A 16,033-nucleotide genomic window follows, 5' to 3' on the forward strand; every position below is an offset into this window, starting at 1 on the left:
CGCTGGCTATACATGTTCCCACGCCGGCCGCGGGCATCATTGTCCCAGCCGACAGCAATAGGTCCGGCGCATGCTCAACTATGCCATCCGACGACTGCTTATCGCAGTCCCGACCCTGTTTTTGATCAGCCTCCTGATCTTCTCGCTGCTCAAAATGGCGCCAGGCGATCCGCTATCGCAGTTGCCACCCACCATTCCACCTGAAGTGCGCGCGAACATGCGCGCCGCTCTTGGCATCGACGAGCCGCTGATCGTTCAGTATCTCCTTTGGCTGAAGCTATTCTTGGTAATCGAGCCGCTCCATGGTTTGGACGTTCTGTTCGGGACCCATTTTTCGGACGGTATGCAGCGCATCATCTCCTGGCAATCGCGCGGCCCGGTCTTCAGTGTTATCGCCGAGCGCCTTCCGCAGACGCTGTTGGTCGTTGGGCTCGCCTATATAGTCGGGGTGCTGATTGCTCTGCCGATCGGTATCGTCTCAGCCTACAAACAATATTCTGTGTTCGATCAGATCGGCACTTTTTTTTCCATGCTCGGCCTTGCCGTGCCGCCCTTCTTCTCGAGCGTTCTGGCAATCCTAATTTTCGCCGTCTATTTCGACTGGCTTCCCACCATCTACAATACCAATCTCGTCGTCAACAACTGGAGCAGTTTCATGGAGCAGCTTCGGCAGATGGCGATGCCAGTGATGGTGCTGGCGGTTCAGACCACCGCCTCCATCAGCCGCTATCTACGCTCGTCAATGCTCGACAATCTCAATCAGGACTATGTCCGCACGGCTCGCGCCAAGGGCATGGGCGAGGCTGCGGTCGTGTTCATCCACGTGTTGCGCAATTCGATGATCCCCGTCGTGACCGTAGTCGCGCTTGGCCTGCCAAGCGTTTTCGGCGGCGCCATCGTGACCGAACAGATATTCAAGGTAAACGGAATCGGCCAGCTTCTGATCACCGCCATATATGCCAATGACGTGCCGATAGTGCAGACATTGGCGTTCATCTTCGCAGTGCTAATCGTCGTCTTCAACCTGATCGCCGATCTGCTCTACGGCTTGCTCGATCCCAGGATTCGCTATGACTGAGCTGCTTCGCGACAACGAACCGAAAGAAGTCGCCGAGGCGCTTGTTTCGCAAACACGAACTATTGATCCCATCGCCGGCGTGGACCCTGTGTTGCTCGCAGCGCCGCCGCGCAATCAGTGGTGGAACGTGTGGGACCAGTTCAAGGCCCACAAGGGCGCCCTCGCCGGGGCTGCCGTCTTCTCCCTGATTGTCGTCGGTGTCGTCTTCGGGCCCTTCGTTTGGCGCGTCAGTCCCACCTATATCGACTTCACGACTTTAAACGCGGGACCAAGCTGGGCCCATCCGTTGGGCACCGACCAGCTTGGGCGCGATCTACTTGCGCGGACGATGATAGGCGGTCGCATATCGATCGCCGTCGGCCTGACGGCGATGGTCATCTCTATTTTTCTCGGCACTTGTGTTGGTGTCGTTGCCGGTTATTTCAAATCCCTCGACGGCCCGCTGATGCGGCTCACTGATCTCTTTCTGTCATTGCCGGTGCTACCACTACTTTTGATCACAGTGATGCTGTTCCGCGACGCGGTGGCGAACATTCTCGGATTCGAGATGGGGAATTTCATCCTCATCGTGTCGGCTATCGGATCGACGAGTTGGATGCAAACTGCGCGCATCGTTCGCGGCGAAGTTCTGGCCGTCAAGCGGCGGGACTTCGTGTTGGCATCGCGTAGCATCGGCGCGCCGCCGTGCCGGATTATCCGTCGTCATGTGCTGCCCAACGTCATGTCGCCGATCATTGTCTCGAGCACTCTCCAAATCGCAGATGCCGTGATTTCGGAAAGCTTGCTGTCGTTTCTTGGCCTCGGTTTTCCGCCGGATTTCCCGACCTGGGGGCGGCTGCTCTTTGACGGAATCGAATACATTCAGGGTTACCCGCAATTAGTGCTGTGGCCGGGCATTGCGATTTCGCTCACCGTACTCAGCGTCGCCTATATCGGCGACGGTCTCAGAGATGCGCTTGATCCGCGGCTGCGGCGATGACGAACGTTTGGTACCTGAAATATTACGACGAGAAGAACGTGCTTCCGGTGCCACGTGAGCGAGGCCTACGTCGCCGAGATACGGCTGGTGCGCGAGAACGCCGGACCAGACGCGGCGCGTGCCTTGACCGGCGAAGGCCGCGGAGTCCATGTCCCGGCTCGAATTCCTGCTCGATATCGCCTGGCCGGGTCTGCGCGTTTCGGTAACTTCGATCACCGAAGGATGGGCGGCGATGTCGATGGCCGGTCCAAAGAGTGCGAGATCCAATTTTCACGTCTCCAAACGAGGCGTTACCCGTTTGGGTCTTCTTGAAGGTCGATATGGGGACAAACCCCTGCGCATCATTCGCCTCAGCTTTTCGGGCGAACGGGGTTACGAGATCTATACCGGTGCTAGCGTCGGCAAGGAAATGCCGCGCAGGAGGGCACTGAGATCGTTGCTACCTATCCCATGAAGAGCCAGACGGTTCAAGCCCGGATAGTCTCGCCTATTTTCATCGACCCGAAGGGAGAGCGACTGCATGGCTGATGGTTCGAACATGGCGGGGTTCGAGATGGCGGCTTATGACTGCGCGATCCTCCAATTCTTGGGCTGGGACGGCACGATGGCGCAATTCGAAGCGGTACTGAATAGGATGCTGGGCGGGCTTCTGCCGAACAAGGTGAGAAGGATGACGGCTACATCTTCAGTGAGACTGTCCGACTAACCGAGAACGGCGCGAAATCGCTGAGCAGCATGTCCCGTGACCTGCTGTAAATTGCTGACTTTTTACTACGATGCCGGCGTAGCGCAATGCGATGCGCCTACATGCAGCAGCATCGATCATCGGCCGGGCTTCCGATTGGCGGCGATTAATCTGGGAAGGATGCCACGCGCAGTGACGAGAAGCCCAAAGCCAGACCACGATCCAGCCGCAGACGCTGGGTACCGTCTGCAGGATCGTGTTTGTCTACATCACCCATAAAATCCGGCTACAGCTGAGCCAGTAGGACGCGGACCCATAACCGCTTTCGAGACCGCAAGCCGCTCTTGCCGCTGATTCCCATGCGGTTTTAATCGCGGCGTCTCGGTTAATTTGAGAATACGATTGCTTTATTTCCGTTGAGCATGATCCGCCGCTCCAGATGCAGCTTGACGGCCCGCGCAAGGACGCGGCTTTCGATCAGGGCTTCATAGCCATTGAGCGATGCGAGTTGCACATCAACAGTCGGCAACCGGGCCGGATCCGGGCCGAAGAGCGCTCTCAGGGCGGCCAGATCAGGCAGTTCGCCGGTGTCTAGCGTTCTGGCAAGCTCTTCAGCCAGTTCACGCTCGCAGCCACGATCATGAGCCAGCGCCAACAGTTCGACGGCAATCTTGCAAGCCTGTTTGTCGGGCAGTTGCTCGATGAGAACGTCGAAGGCTCTACGATATTCCAGCCGGGGAAAGAGCTTGTCGCGATAGACGAGGCCCCGAAGTGCCATCGGCTTCTTGCGTAGGGAATGAATGACGTGCCGGTAATTGACGACCTGGTTGTGCGGCGGTCGGCATGGCCGCGTCCTCGGGGCAACGTCATCAAATGCGTCCCGCCGATGAAGACTCGAGGCGATCGTCGAACAGCCGGACCCGAAGCCGATGTCCGATCAGGCAGGAAGCACAGTGTAGAAGACCTTGCGCAGGTGAAGCCGCCGGTGCGCGACACCGTGACGACCACCTCTTCGAAGTCGGAAGTTCCTGCAGAAGCGGGCGCTCAGCGTCAATGCGCTTGCCATGTGCGGCATTACGGCGGCTGACGATCATCATCGATGAAGGCGCGGTAGGAGCCGAGATCGTCGAAGTCCCTGGTGCCGCGCATTAGCAGCGCATCGCGGACCGCATTCTTGAGATGGCCGTGGGAGCTTTCGATCGAGCCGTTCTCGTGCGCGACGCCCTTGTTGTTGCGCGTCGCCGTCATGCGATAATGGCCGCACAGTTCCTCGTAGCGATGCCTCAGATCGACCTTGGCGTCGGCATCGAGGGTACGGAAGGCGGCCGACAGGCTGTCGCTGCGATGGTAGAGCGGCGAACCGCCGACCGACCACAGCGCGTTCTGCAGGCCCTCGGCCAGAGCGACGAAGCTTTCGCCGGCAAGGATTGACATGGGCGTGCTCGAAGCCCGACCAGACCAGCCGGAAATGATAGAGCAGATGGTCGAGGGGTTGGCCGGCGATCGTCACGCCGAGGCTGCCCATGCCGGTAAAATCCGACAGTCCCAACCGACCGCGTTCGTGCGTCTTACCGAAGATCACTTCCTGCTCCTGACCGTGAACAGCCCGCCATGATCGGATACGCCGCTCAAGCGTGCGGCGAATGCCTTCGGACAGTTCCGGATGACGCCGCATCATCTCATTGTAACGGCGACCGCACGGAGGCCGGGAGCGGCCTTGAGGAGCGGAACAACCTCACCATCGAAGATATGCTCAAGAGGATCGGGGCGACGCCGGTCGCGCGGCGGCCTGCTCTGCGATGGAAGACGCGCCTCCTTCTCGATGCGGTAAGCTGTCGCCCGGCTGATCGACGCCTTGGCGACGGAGACCTCTTGGGAATTGTTTTGTCGGTACTTCATGAAAGGCCTCGGCTGATGATCCGTTACATGGCGACCCGGCACAAAGGTGATTCTCCAGTCTCAGAAAATCACCCACGCTACCGGGCCAACCGCGATTATGAGACGCCGAAAGATTGCGCCGCGGCGGGAGTGTAACTCCGGTCGGGCTACGCCCTCCTTTCGTCACACCCCCGCCGCCGAGTCTCATCCTGATTGGGTTCTTCCGCATATTTGGTGCAGGGACTACTTGTTTCGGGTGTCCCTTTGTCCGGTTGAGTCAAGCGGCTGCCATCAGTCGGCTCCCGGAGGAGTGGATAGGCAGCGCGCCCCGTACATCTGGCGCTTGATCGTCTTGAGGCGGTTGATCTGGCCTTCGACCGGGCTCATACTCCAAGGCTGTGTGATTGCTGCTCGGACAGCCTCAATGTCACGGCCGCTGCCTGCTGCAAGGGAGGTCAGCTCACTGGCCGTGGCATCGGCGATCCATTGCTCGAGGCCGGCATCATCGTCACCCCGTATCACTGCAGCAAAACGGCGGGCGAGTTCGCCCGCGATCGAAAGCTCCCGGCGCAATTTTCGTGGAGTTGGTGAAGGAACCGCTTGGTCTGCTCATCGAGAGATGTCGGGTCTTCGCTCCGGAGCCATGCACAATTCCGGCGCGATGGCGGCCGCCACCGCGAATTTGGTGGAGCGGTCGATGACCGCTCCTTGCGGGCGGCGGTCCACCTGTAGACGGTCGCCCTGCTGCCTTCAAATCCACGATGTTTTATTTCGGTCCACAGCTGCAACCCGTTGCGCTGGCCTTCCTCCCAGCGCTTTTCGAGATAGTCTCGAAAAAGATCCATGAGGACGGAGCGCGAGGGCGGCCGCCGGTGCTCGGGCTCACCGCCCGCTGCAAGCCAGCGTTCGACAGTTCTCACGTTCATGCCAATCCGGAGGCGCGATCTGTCGAGGCGACAGACAGGCCTTCCGCAACTGAAGGATTTGAGCATAGAGCTCCTGCGCTGGTAGCGCCTCGACCGGCGCAGGCAATCAAGTTTCGGGGATGGCTGGCGTCGTCGTTTCCGGCCATCTCGCACGCCATGGCCTTTCCGGCGGCGCTGACCGCCTTGCGATGGCGACCGACGGCCAGACGCAACGCTTCGCCCAGGTTCTGGAGAAGATGCAGCGGTCGGCGACCTGCGTTGCATCGGGAGCACCGCGACGGGCGCCCTCGGCAAAAACGCCGGCACGATCGCGCGCGATGACCTCGATGCCAGGATGACGTTCCAGCCATGATGCGACCGTGTCGGCATTTCGATCTCGCAATAGATCCAGCACCCGGTTGCGCTCCAGATCGCAGATGATGAGCGAAACTGGCCTGTTAGGAGCCGGATGCGGGAAATCTGCACGTCCGGATCTGTGGGGGGCGGGGATCGGCAACGACCCCGCCTACCCGACAAAGTGTGGCTGTCGAAATCCAGTCGCAGACGGATGTGCGACCGGCTGCTCCGGCATGCCGTCGTCATCAAGATCGCAGCTACCGGCCTTAGGGAGCATGCCCATCTCGTCCGCGAGCACATCCCACAGCCGCCGCCATCTGGAAACGCGATGGCATCATCCGGGAGATTATATTGGCGACCTGAAGCCCATATCGCGCATACTTGGCGAGCAGCGGTTCGTACAATATCCGCCCGTCACATAGTCCGGCAGAAATCGAGCAAAGCAAGTGCAGATCAAAGACGTCCTCCTTGCGCCTGGCAACGGCGCATTCTTCTATGACGATCAAGCTGCCATCAGGTCCGGCGCGACCCAGGACGGCTTCATCTATGTCGGCAAACCGATAACGCCTGCGTTCACGTCGATTCGCATTCCGGCATCTTCGATTAGTGTCGGGCTTGTCCTTGCCGACGACACCGTCGTTTGGGGCGACATGATGAGCGTCCAGTACTCTGGTGCTGGCGGGCGCGATGATTTATTTGAAGCTGACCAAATATCGGATTTTACGTCGCGCGTCGTGGTGCCACGGCTTCTCGATGTGGATGCTTGTCTTTACCTTGATGCCTGCGCGAAGGTTTTCGAGCGCATCGGACACAAGCGGTTACCTCTCGCGATTGAGTACGGGATCAGCCAGGCGCTTCTACGCGCAGCCGCCCACCTTCAACGTGCGACAATGGCAGAGATAGTATGCAGTGAATTTAACCTGCCACTGCCTACGCGCAGAATCCCAATCTACTGCCAGAGCGGGGATGCTCGCGAAATCAACGTGGACAAAATGATTCTAAAGGCTGTGGATGTGCTTCCCCACGGCCTGATCAACTCACTGCAAAAATTCGGCGTTGAAGGTCACACCTTCTTGGAGTTCGTGAAGTGGGTTGCAACGCGCACTCGCGAAATCGGTCGCCCGGGATATCATCCGGTGCTGCATTTCGATGTGTATGGCTGGATCGGCCAGGAAATCGGCCTGGAGCCGCAAAGCATTGCCGATTTTATCTGCAAGGTTGCAGATACCGTCCCGGATTTCTTGCTCAACATCGAGTCCCCGGCGGATTTTGGTTCGACACAAGCTCAAGTTGAGAACTACGCCAAAATCGTATCGATTTTGGACAATAGGGGTTCCAGCGCACGTATCGTCGTGGATGAGAGATGCAATACGCTAGAGGATATTCGGCTCTTTGCCGAAGCGAAGGCCGCGCATCTGGTTCAAATCAAAACGCCAGACGTCGGCTCGATCGCCGATGCCGCGCGCGCTGTTCTCCTCTGCAAGGCGAATAAGGTAGGGGCGTATGTCGGAGGAAGTTGTACCGAAACGGATCTCTCCGCACAGGCTTCAGTCCACGTCTCTGTAGCGACTCAGGCCGACATGATGCTCGCAAAGCCCGGAATGGGTGTCGACGAGGCCTTCTCAATAGTTGGGAACGAACAAAATCGGTTGCTGGCTATGCTGAACCGTCGTCGAATTCGAAACGAAAACGTTGGATGAAAACACGGTGTCGCATGCAGAAGTCTCTTGAGGGGATCACCGTCGTTGCCGTGGAGCAGGCGGTTGCTGCGCCTTACGCTTCGTCTCGCCTTGCTGATGCCGGCGCCCGGGTGATCAAGATCGAGAGGCCCGAAGGGGATTTTGCCAGAAATTACGACAAGTTGGTGCGGGGTCAGAGCGCATACTTCGTCTGGCTCAACCGGGGTAAGGAGTCGGTCTGTCTGGACTTGAGATCTGAGGCGGACCGCGCCGTTCTGGACACGCTCATTGCCGGTGCCGACGTATTGATCCAAAATCTGAAACCGGGCAGTATCGAAAAATTGGGTTTCGGGTCTGCGGATCTGCGTCGACGTTTTCCGCGGCTGATCACCTGCGATATCTCTGGTTTCGGGGAGCAGGGGCCGTATTCCCACTTGAAGGCTTATGATCTCATCGTCCAGGCCGAAACTGGTCTGTGTGCGATCACCGGGACGCAACAGGGGCCCGCCCGTGTGGGTGTGTCGGTTTGCGACATCTCGGCAGGCATGACAGCGCACAGTGCCATTCTTCAGGCGCTATATCACCGCGAGGTCACCGGCGACGGGACCAGCATTCAGGTGTCACTGTTCGATGCCGTCGCCGACTGGATGAACGTGCCGGTTCTTCAAAACGACTACAGCGGTTATCACACGGTGCGCGCGGGCGTGAAACACCCGTCGCTCGCGCCGTATGGCGCCTATCGCTGTGCCGACGGCAAAGAGGTCATCTTTTCGGTTCAGAATGACCGGGAATGGGTGAACTTTTGCGAGAAGTTCCTGAAGCAGCCGGGGCTTATACGCACACCTGGTTTCGCCGATAATATGGAGCGCCTCGGTCACCGTGCGCAACTTGATGAGATCATCGAACAGCGGTTTTCCGAACTGTTAGGCCACGAAGCAATGCAGGAGCTTGAGGCGGCCGGGTTGGCATATGGCCGACTGAACGAAGTCGCGGATGTTTCAAAGCACCCACACATTCGCAAGGTGCAGGTCGGAACACCCGAAGGAACCATCGATGCGATAGCGCCGGCGGCGATCTTCAACTCTGAGCGCCCTTTGCTGCGCCCCGTTCCGGCTCTTGGAGCTCATACCGAGGCTGTCCGCGAGGAGGTTCTGGGACGTTTGCGCGAACGAGCTCCGTCAGCGTGAGCGCGCGCCTTGTCGGGAAGGGGGCGTGGTCGCGACCCACAGAGTGTATGCCTACTCCTAACCCTTTCCAGTCCCACGGCCGCCCAGCCAGCTCACTGCAACAGCCCGCGCTAAAACCGGCAGCAGAGGCGACTTCATGAAGGGCACCATTCCGGCCGTTGAAAGCCCGATGTCCATTCCCCGCTGGAGATCGCTGCTCTTCGTTCCCTCTCACGTTCCGCGCTTTGTGGAGACTGCTCATGAACGCGGGGCAGATGGCGTCATACTGGACCTTGAGGACTCGGTTCCCCAGCATCAGAAAGAGGAGTCGCGAAAGCGGCTTTCTGCATCCGTGGCAAAGGTGGGCCGAAAGGGCGCATCTGTCTTGATCCGTGTGAATCGTGGTTTGCGCCCCTTGGCGGCAGATCTCGATGCAGCAGTGATGGCGGGTGTTGATGCACTTGTCCTTCCGAAAACGGATTCGTCAGCATGGGTATCGGAGATCGCGAATGCGGTATTGGAACTTGAACGAGAAAGAAATCTTGTGCCGGGTCAAATCCGGTTCCTTGCACAGATCGAGACCCCGGCTGCATTGCAAAATCTCTCGGCCATTGCGTCGGCCGATCCCAGGATGGTTGCAATGGCACTCGGCCCTGAAGACTTCAGTGCCTCAGTTGGTGGTGCCCCGGAACTCGACCTTCTCTTGACGCCGAACCTTTCCGTTTTGTTTGCTGCTCGTGCCGCAGGCTTACTACCGCTTGGCTTCGTAGGAAGCATCGGCGAGTTTTCAGACACGCATAAGCTTCGTGCGGCCGCGACGCACGCGCGGCGGCTTGGCTTTGTCGGAGCTTTGGCGATCCACCCGACCCAGGTGGCCATATTCAATGACGCTTTCTCGCCAAGCGAGCAGGAAATCGAGTGGGCCCATCGTGTCGTCGCGGCGCAAAACGATGCCTCGGCGCAGGGCAGAGGTGCTTTCGCCTTGGACGGAAAGATGGTCGATGCACCGGTCATTCGAAGGGCCCGTGAGATCATCGCCATGGGCCCGAAAGCTTAGCTGGGCGTCTGTGTCCTTAGAGTCCGTTTGAAAATCACGGATGGGCATTTCGGCGAAGCAGGTTGCCGCCCATGGCGACGAGGATCATGGCGTGAGAGATGTCGACGCGCTGCTCGTAGTCGCGCACGAGACGTCGCCATCGGGTCATCCAACCGAAAGTTCGCTCGACGACCCAGCGGCGGGGGAGGATTTCGAAGCCCTTCTGGTCGTTGGGTCGGCGGATGACCTCGACGACGAAGTCGAGATAACGGCCTTGTGCATGAGCTTTAGCGATTAGGCGCCGTCGGCGAACAGATGCTTGACCCAAGGCCAGCGCTTGCGGATGCCATCCAGGTCGCCTGAGAGCCGGCGCTGTCGGAGATGTCGGCCGGCGTCAGTTCGACCATAACAGCCGCCCATCCGCATCGAGCGCGTTATGCGCTTGCGTCCGACGTTTTTTCCAGCGTCGTAACCGCTTGTTGTTAATTGCGGAGCCTTGACCGACCGGCTGTCGATCACCGGCTCGCCTCGCGCCCGGCCCGCTCACGATCCAACATCGGAGCCACGTCTTGGAGGGTCTGGAGCAGAAACCGCCGCGCCAGTTCGCGAAACCAGCCGTAGACCGTCTGCCTCGGCCCAAAGTGGACCGGCAGCATCCGCCAGCCGCAACCGGAGCGGACCAAGTAGCGCAAGGGTTGACCACCTTCCGGAAATCACCCTCACGCCGACGAGGCGACGCCCAGGTTCGGGCATAAGCAGTGCGAACTGCTCCCACTCCTCGTCCGTCAATCAGACGGGTAGCGCTTGGTCTTCCTGGCGATCTGGGCCATCCGCCCACGACTCTGTTTTGTCCACATCCAGAGCTCGAATCACAATTCGCCTCAGCGCAAACCAAAATCCTCGGTTCCCAAACGGCCTCTTACCAACTGAGGAGACCGGACGGGACGGCACGAGACCACGGCGGTCCAATTGCCTCGCCACTGGATCGCTGCAGCGTGGCACAATTATTGCTATCGCGCCATCGCTTTTCGAGATAGATTACATCCATTGGAGTCCACTCTCGGATGAGTACCCGTGGAAATCAGGCAGTTAAGATATTTCGTCGGCGTGGTCGAAGCAGGCAGTTTTACGAAGGCCGCTGGTTTCCTTAATGTCGCCCAGAGTGCGCTGAGCCTGCATGTGCGTCAACTGGAGCAAGGCTTCGGCACTCAGCTGCTGATACGCGACAGAACCGGCGTCAGCGTCACCGCGTCAGGAGCCAAATTGCTCGAGCGGGCACGGGCGATCCTCAAAGAAATTCGACTTACCGAGGTGGAATTGACCAACACAGCCGCTTCCCCTGCCGGGGAGGTGACTATTGGCATTCCGTCTGGAGCTGCTCGCGTCCTGAGCGGTCCGCTGCTTGAGACGGTGAGACACGAACTGCCCAAGGTGTCCCTCAAGATGGTCGAGGGTATGACGGGACCGCTAGAGGAATGGATGGCGGCTGGACGCTTCAATCTGGCGGTTCTGTACCGCACCGCAGACAGTGTGGGGCGAATGACGGTGCTAGCGCGCGAAGACCTTTGTCTGGTGGTTCCGTCCGGCGAGCCACCGTTTGAAGATGCGATATCTCTGGCCGACCTGCATGCATTCCCCCTGGCGGTTCCCATGCGCAACAACAATGTCAGGCGTTCGGTGGCTGATGTCGTCGCACAACACGGTTGCGCGCTTGACGTTAAGTTTGAAGTGGACTCCCTCTCAACGATCATCAACATTGTCGTAGAGGGAAAAGCGCATTCTATTCTCGCCCCGTCTGCGGTTCAGAAAGAAGCCTCCCAAGGGCTGGTCCGGACTGTCAAGATCGTCGATCCGGTGATTACCCGCTCCGTGGTGCTTGCTGTAAATCCCAAAGATGAGCGTTCTGCGGCCGTTTCTGCGGTCCGCAAGCTCATTCCGAAGGTCGCCAGAGAATTGATTGAAATCCGGGACTGGGCAGCGGTGGCGCCTGAGGCGACCTGACAACCTAACCTGTAAAGCTGGGCATAATCTTTTGCGGCCATCAGGACCAGCCCGATCTGGATTCCAGATGGATTTCGGCAATATTCGATATTTGACCCGCCGCGACCATCGCGATGAAACTGGCTCAAGCGAGTTCAGCAGTTTCGATATCGAAACTGCGCTCGTATGGCAAGAATTCAGTCAAGTGGAGCCCGCGATGTGCGACGCCAAGAGCTACGAGCTCTTCATTAATGGCAAATGGCGAGCCGGTGGTAGCCGAGCCACTTTGCCGGTGATCAACCCGGCGACGGAGAAGGTGTTTGCCTCAGTGGCCTCGGCTACGGTTTCAGACTTGAATGAAGCTCTTGCTTCGGCAGAACGCAGCCGCAAGGCGTGGTCCTCACGACCCGCCAAAGAGCGTGGCGAGATCCTCGTCTCTGCCGCCAGCATTCTGGCAGAGAAAGCTGGCGCCGCAGCCAGGGACCTGTCGTCCGAACAGGGAAAGACGATTGCCGAAGCGACAGGAGAATACGCGCGCGCAGTCGAAACGCTGGAATGGAATGGCCGGCATGCCGATGAGTTGTCGGCCCCGATTCCGTTGGGCTCGAACAGGATGATAGCCCCCGAGCCGCTCGGTGTCGTCGCTGCATTTACGCCATGGAACTATCCGGCCGTTCTTATCGCCCGCAAGCTCGCCCCCGCGCTGGCGGCAGGCTGCCCGGTGATCCTCAAAGGGGCCGAGGAGACGCCAAGCGTGGCTGTCCATATCGTGGAATCTTTGCATCAAGCAGGGATACCGGAAGGCGTGGTCAACCTGGTGTTCGGTGTTCCTGTGCATATATCGCGGCATCTGCTCAGTTCGCCAATTGTGAAAGTCTTGACGTTCACGGGGTCGACCGCTGTTGGAAAACAGCTGGCCACGCTGGCCGCGAATAATCTGCAGCGCTGCATCCTTGAGCTCGGTGGACATTCCCCGGTTATTGTGTGCGAAGATGCGGATCTGGCAAAGGCGATACCGGCTATTTCGGAATACAAATTCGAGTGCGCGGGCCAGAGTTGTAATGCGCCCAGCAGGATTCTTGTCGCCCGATCCCGCTATGAGGAATTCCTGTTCCGGATGACGGAGGCGGTCCGAAAAATCAGGATCGGACCACCGGATGACCCTGCAACGCAAATGGGGCCAATGGCAAACGCGCGGCGAATAGAGGCCATGCAGCGCCTGACCAAGGATGCGGTAGAAGGCGGCGCCCGCATCGAGATCGGTGGCATCCCCCTTGACCGACCGGGGTTTTACTGGCCGCCAACCATCCTGACGGGCGTACCGAAGGAAGCGAGAGTGCTTCATGAAGAGCCGTTCGGACCGATCCTCACTGTGGCGCCTTTCGATACGATCGAAGAGGCGATCGATGAAGCCAACGCCACGGAGTACGGTCTGGCCGCCTACTTGTTTACTGGCGCGGCCGATACGCAACAGAAGCTTGTCAATGGTCTTTCTGCGGGCGCTGTTAGTGTGAATTACCTGAAAGGGGTTTCCGCGGATGCCCCTTATGGAGGCGTCAAGCAAAGTGGCTATGGATATGAAGGCGGCGAGCAGGGGGTGCGAAGCTTCCAGATTCTGAAAATGGTCAATGGCCTCGGTTCATTTGGATAAATCCAGTGGGAAACAGAACACGGACCATCGCCGGTAGCGACATCACAAGGAGCGTCGCCGACGCCCTTCAGTACATCTCGTACTATCATCCTCCAGATTATATCCGGTCTCTTTCTCACGCATACACGCGAGAACAGAGCCCGTCGGCGAAGAATGCCATAGGTCAGATTCTGCTGAACTCCCGCATGGCGGCCTTTGGGCGGCGCCCGATTTGTCAGGACACCGGACTTGTGGTTGTCTTCGCAAAGGTCGGCATGGATGCCCGTATTAAGTCAACGGCCAGTTTCGCTGATCTTGTGAATGAGGGCGTACGTCAAGCCTATCTCGATCCGGACAATCCCCTTCGGGCATCGATCGTTGCGGATCCCCTAGCTAGACGGGTCAACACCCGCGACAACACGCCGGCAGTTGTCCATGTCGACCTGGTGCAAGGTAACCAGATTGAGATCACCATCGCCGCAAAAGGCGGCGGGTCGGAGAACAAGGCACGTTTTACCACCCTCAATCCCAGCGCCTCCGTTTCCGACTGGGTGGTCAATACCGTTTCGACCCTTGGCAGCGGGTGGTGTCCACCTGGACTGATCTCTGTCGGCATCGGTGGTAGCGCTGAAAAGGCGATGCTGCTGGCCAAGGAGGCCATGAATGAGCCCATCGATATGGCGGAACTGATCGCAATGGGGGCGTCAAGCGCAGAGGAGGGGCTGCGGATTGAGCTTTATGAGCGGATCAACGCGCTTGGTATCGGCGCCCAAGGCCTTGGTGGTCTAACGACAGTCGTTGACGTCAAGGTTGCGACCTATCCTACTCATGCGGCGTCCAAGCCTGTGGCGCTCATCCCGCAATGCGCCGCCAACCGGCACCTGAAGTTTACTTTGGACGGCTCTGGACCCATCACCCTCCAGCCGCCCGATTTGCGCGAATGGCCCGACATCGGAGCCGACGAATTGAACCCAGCCGGCGTCCGGCGGGTCAATTTAGATACGCTGACGAAGGAAGAGACGGCATCGTGGCGCTGCGGTGAAACGCTCCTGCTGTCTGGAAAGATACTGACGGGCCGTGACGCTGCCCACCAACGAATGATCGAGCTGCTCGATGCCGGTAAACCGCTTCCGGTCAACCTGCGGGGAGGCGTGATTTACTACGTCGGCCCCGTCCGGGCAGTGAGGAATGAGGTTGTTGGACCCGCTGGTCCAACAACCTCCAGCCGCTTGGACGATTTTACGGACAAGGTGCTCGCCGAAACCGGCCTTTTCGCGATGGTGGGCAAAGCGGAGAGGGGACCGGCGGCCATCGCGTCGATTGTAAGACACAAAACGCCATACCTTGCTGCAGTGGGTGGCGCTGCGTACCTGATTTCAAAATCGATCAAGGCGGCGCGGATCGTTGCCTTTGAAGACCTGGGCATGGAAGCCATCTATGAATTCGAGGTGCAGGACATGCCTGTCATCATGGCTGTCGATGTTGAGGGAAACTCCATTCACAATTCCGGGCCTCTTGAATGGCGGAAGCGTATGGCGGCAGACAGCATCGCACGCAACATCGGCGTTTGAGTCTTTCCGTTGGGCGATTTCGGCCAGACTCCCGCGCCAAATTGTCGGGCAAGCCGTAAGACGAGCGGCATTTGCGGTGCCATGCGCCTCGGCGAGCCGGACGAGCAAGGCCTTCAATTCACTCCAATAGCTGAATGTGCCAGTGAATACTGCATTGAATATGCCGTACACGCGATCGAGGCTCGAATGCCGTCGCGGCGTCTATCAAGTACGGCAGCGGAGTTCAGTAAATGGGTTATCTATATTATCAGGAGGTCTCCGCCGCGGCCGGCTATCCTCTCCAGCTGCATCATTGCCCCGTTAGGCGTCGGGGCGATAGCCAAACTACTTCTGCAGCTTTTCTCAGCGGATCGCTCTCCCTCAGCTGATTTTCGTACCCCATTCTGGCACATCTCGGGCCGAGAAACGGATGCCTTCCACTAGTACATTCGGTCGTTTCAATTGATGATAGAATTGATCGGCACACAACGCGATGTCGATCGCTGCTTGAGAGCATAGGTTATGAAGTCGAAACCCGATCCCGTGCAACTCGACAGTTGGGACGTCCGGATTCTCTCCGAAATTCAGGCAGACGGTCGGATTTCAAAAAGTGAGCTTGCAAAACGAGTTCATCTTTCGGCATCGGCCTGTTCGGAGCGGCTCCGAGCACTCAAGGCCGCAGGGATTATTGAGGGATTCTATGCGCGACTGAGTCCTGCCCTCATTGGCGGCATGATCTTTGTGATGGTAGAGGTCGTGCTGGATCGTCATCGTCTTGAGGACCAACGACGCTTCGAAACTGCAATCCAAGAGATTCCGGAAATCCTGGACTGCTGGGCAATTGGGGGGCGCGTCGATTATCTGATGCGGGTCGCATCTCGTTCTATGGCCGCCTATCAGGATTTCATGGAGGGACTGCTGCAGGCAGGCTTAGGGATTGATCAATACTATAGCCTTGTCGTTACGAAACCAGTGAAGTCCAATTCACCGATACCCTTGTCCGCCCTGAGGCAACGGTAAAACCGAAAAGCTTAAGTTTCAACGGCGTTTGGCACGGATCCCGTAGATTCGTCGGCAAAAAGCACCCATTCCGACGAAACTCAAGGGACA

At 58.5% G+C, this 16,033-nt stretch carries 12 protein-coding genes and 4 pseudogenes; 11 read left to right on the plus strand and 5 right to left on the minus strand.

Going from position 1 to position 16,033, the window contains the following annotated elements; all coding sequences use genetic code 11:
* The first annotated feature begins 70 nt into the window (after positions 1-70).
* From EOA29_RS00080 to EOA29_RS00095, 4 genes are all read left to right on the plus strand, one after another.
* Positions 71-1,078 carry an ABC transporter permease gene (locus EOA29_RS00080; protein WP_029354679.1) on the plus strand — a complete coding sequence of 336 codons (1,008 nt, stop codon included), beginning with the start codon at positions 71-73 and terminating at the stop codon, positions 1,076-1,078.
* Positions 1,071-2,057, plus strand: coding sequence for an ABC transporter permease (locus EOA29_RS00085; protein ID WP_084831471.1), 987 nt, complete (start codon positions 1,071-1,073; stop codon positions 2,055-2,057). Before EOA29_RS00080 ends, EOA29_RS00085 begins: the two co-directional genes overlap by 8 nt.
* 148 nt (positions 2,058-2,205) lie before the next feature.
* A complete protein-coding gene (locus EOA29_RS00090; protein WP_084831472.1) occupies positions 2,206-2,511 on the plus strand; it encodes a hypothetical protein in 306 nt (101 codons plus the stop codon).
* Positions 2,512-2,577: 66 nt separating this feature from the next.
* Positions 2,578-2,763 (plus strand): hypothetical protein, encoded by a 186-nt coding sequence (locus EOA29_RS00095; protein WP_029354683.1) that lies wholly within the window; start codon positions 2,578-2,580, stop codon positions 2,761-2,763.
* Between the two features lie 364 nt (positions 2,764-3,127).
* Here EOA29_RS00095 and EOA29_RS42110 read toward each other — a convergent pair.
* From EOA29_RS42110 to EOA29_RS42120, 4 genes and pseudogenes are all read right to left on the minus strand, one after another.
* Positions 3,128-3,220, minus strand: a pseudogene (locus tag EOA29_RS42110) (formyltetrahydrofolate deformylase); the annotation flags it as partial.
* Positions 3,218-4,641, minus strand: a pseudogene (gene istA / locus EOA29_RS00100) (IS21 family transposase); the annotation flags it as partial. The pseudogenes istA and EOA29_RS42110, both read right to left, overlap by 3 nt.
* Positions 4,642-4,911: 270 nt before the next feature.
* Positions 4,912-5,193 carry a transposase gene (locus tag EOA29_RS42115; RefSeq protein WP_210213096.1) on the minus strand — a complete coding sequence of 94 codons (282 nt, stop codon included), beginning with the start codon at positions 5,191-5,193 and terminating at the stop codon, positions 4,912-4,914.
* 559 nt (positions 5,194-5,752) lie between these two features.
* Positions 5,753-5,967 (minus strand): annotated as a pseudogene (locus EOA29_RS42120) (transposase); the annotation flags it as partial.
* A 361-nt stretch (positions 5,968-6,328) separates the two neighbouring features.
* On the opposite strand from EOA29_RS42120, the gene EOA29_RS00110 reads away from it, so the two are divergent.
* The 3 genes from EOA29_RS00110 to EOA29_RS00120 all read left to right on the plus strand — a co-directional run bounded on the left by EOA29_RS00110 (position 6,329) and on the right by EOA29_RS00120 (position 9,784).
* On the plus strand, positions 6,329-7,582 hold the full coding sequence (locus EOA29_RS00110) for a methylaspartate ammonia-lyase (protein ID WP_127220016.1): 1,254 nt from the start codon (positions 6,329-6,331) through the stop codon (positions 7,580-7,582).
* 14 nt (positions 7,583-7,596) lie between these two features.
* A complete protein-coding gene (locus tag EOA29_RS00115; RefSeq protein ID WP_029354685.1) occupies positions 7,597-8,748 on the plus strand; it encodes a CaiB/BaiF CoA-transferase family protein in 1,152 nt (383 codons plus the stop codon).
* 136 nt (positions 8,749-8,884) lie between these two features.
* Entirely contained in the window at positions 8,885-9,784 is a 900-nt protein-coding gene (locus tag EOA29_RS00120; RefSeq protein WP_029354686.1) for a CoA ester lyase, read from the plus strand.
* A gap of 34 nt (positions 9,785-9,818) precedes the next feature.
* Here the strand turns inward: EOA29_RS00120 and EOA29_RS00125 are convergent.
* A pseudogene (locus EOA29_RS00125) lies at positions 9,819-10,620 on the minus strand (IS5 family transposase).
* A 217-nt stretch (positions 10,621-10,837) separates the two neighbouring features.
* On the opposite strand from EOA29_RS00125, the gene EOA29_RS00130 reads away from it, so the two are divergent.
* The 4 genes from EOA29_RS00130 (at position 10,838) to EOA29_RS00145 (ending at position 15,943) form a co-directional block, all read left to right on the plus strand.
* Entirely contained in the window at positions 10,838-11,764 is a 927-nt protein-coding gene (locus EOA29_RS00130; RefSeq protein WP_029354688.1) for a LysR family transcriptional regulator, read from the plus strand.
* Positions 11,765-11,960: 196 nt separating this feature from the next.
* Positions 11,961-13,394: an NAD-dependent succinate-semialdehyde dehydrogenase gene (locus EOA29_RS00135; RefSeq protein ID WP_029354690.1), complete on the plus strand. Its 1,434-nt coding sequence runs from the start codon at positions 11,961-11,963 to the stop codon at positions 13,392-13,394.
* A 5-nt stretch (positions 13,395-13,399) separates the two neighbouring features.
* Complete coding sequence (locus EOA29_RS00140) at positions 13,400-14,944, plus strand: fumarate hydratase (RefSeq protein ID WP_029354692.1); 1,545 nt, start codon at positions 13,400-13,402, stop codon at positions 14,942-14,944.
* Between the two features lie 501 nt (positions 14,945-15,445).
* Positions 15,446-15,943, plus strand: coding sequence for an Lrp/AsnC family transcriptional regulator (locus EOA29_RS00145; RefSeq protein ID WP_029354694.1), 498 nt, complete (start codon positions 15,446-15,448; stop codon positions 15,941-15,943).
* Positions 15,944-16,033: the final 90 nt, after the last annotated feature.

The sequence above is a fragment of the Mesorhizobium sp. M1E.F.Ca.ET.063.01.1.1 genome (assembly GCF_003998155.1).
Lineage (GTDB): Bacteria > Pseudomonadota > Alphaproteobacteria > Rhizobiales > Rhizobiaceae > Mesorhizobium.

Excerpts from the sequence above, each read along its gene's own strand:
- EOA29_RS00080 (WP_029354679.1), top strand. The coding sequence starts at position 71 with ATGCTCAACTATGCCATCCGACGACTGCTTATCGCAGTCCCGACCCTG.
- EOA29_RS00085 (WP_084831471.1), top strand. The coding sequence starts at position 1,071 with ATGACTGAGCTGCTTCGCGACAACGAACCGAAAGAAGTCGCCGAGGCG.
- EOA29_RS00090 (WP_084831472.1), top strand. The coding sequence starts at position 2,206 with ATGTCCCGGCTCGAATTCCTGCTCGATATCGCCTGGCCGGGTCTGCGC.
- EOA29_RS00095 (WP_029354683.1), top strand. The coding sequence starts at position 2,578 with ATGGCTGATGGTTCGAACATGGCGGGGTTCGAGATGGCGGCTTATGAC.
- EOA29_RS00115 (WP_029354685.1), top strand. The coding sequence starts at position 7,597 with ATGCAGAAGTCTCTTGAGGGGATCACCGTCGTTGCCGTGGAGCAGGCG.
- EOA29_RS00120 (WP_029354686.1), top strand. The coding sequence starts at position 8,885 with ATGAAGGGCACCATTCCGGCCGTTGAAAGCCCGATGTCCATTCCCCGC.
- EOA29_RS00135 (WP_029354690.1), top strand. The coding sequence starts at position 11,961 with ATGTGCGACGCCAAGAGCTACGAGCTCTTCATTAATGGCAAATGGCGA.
- EOA29_RS00145 (WP_029354694.1), top strand. The coding sequence starts at position 15,446 with ATGAAGTCGAAACCCGATCCCGTGCAACTCGACAGTTGGGACGTCCGG.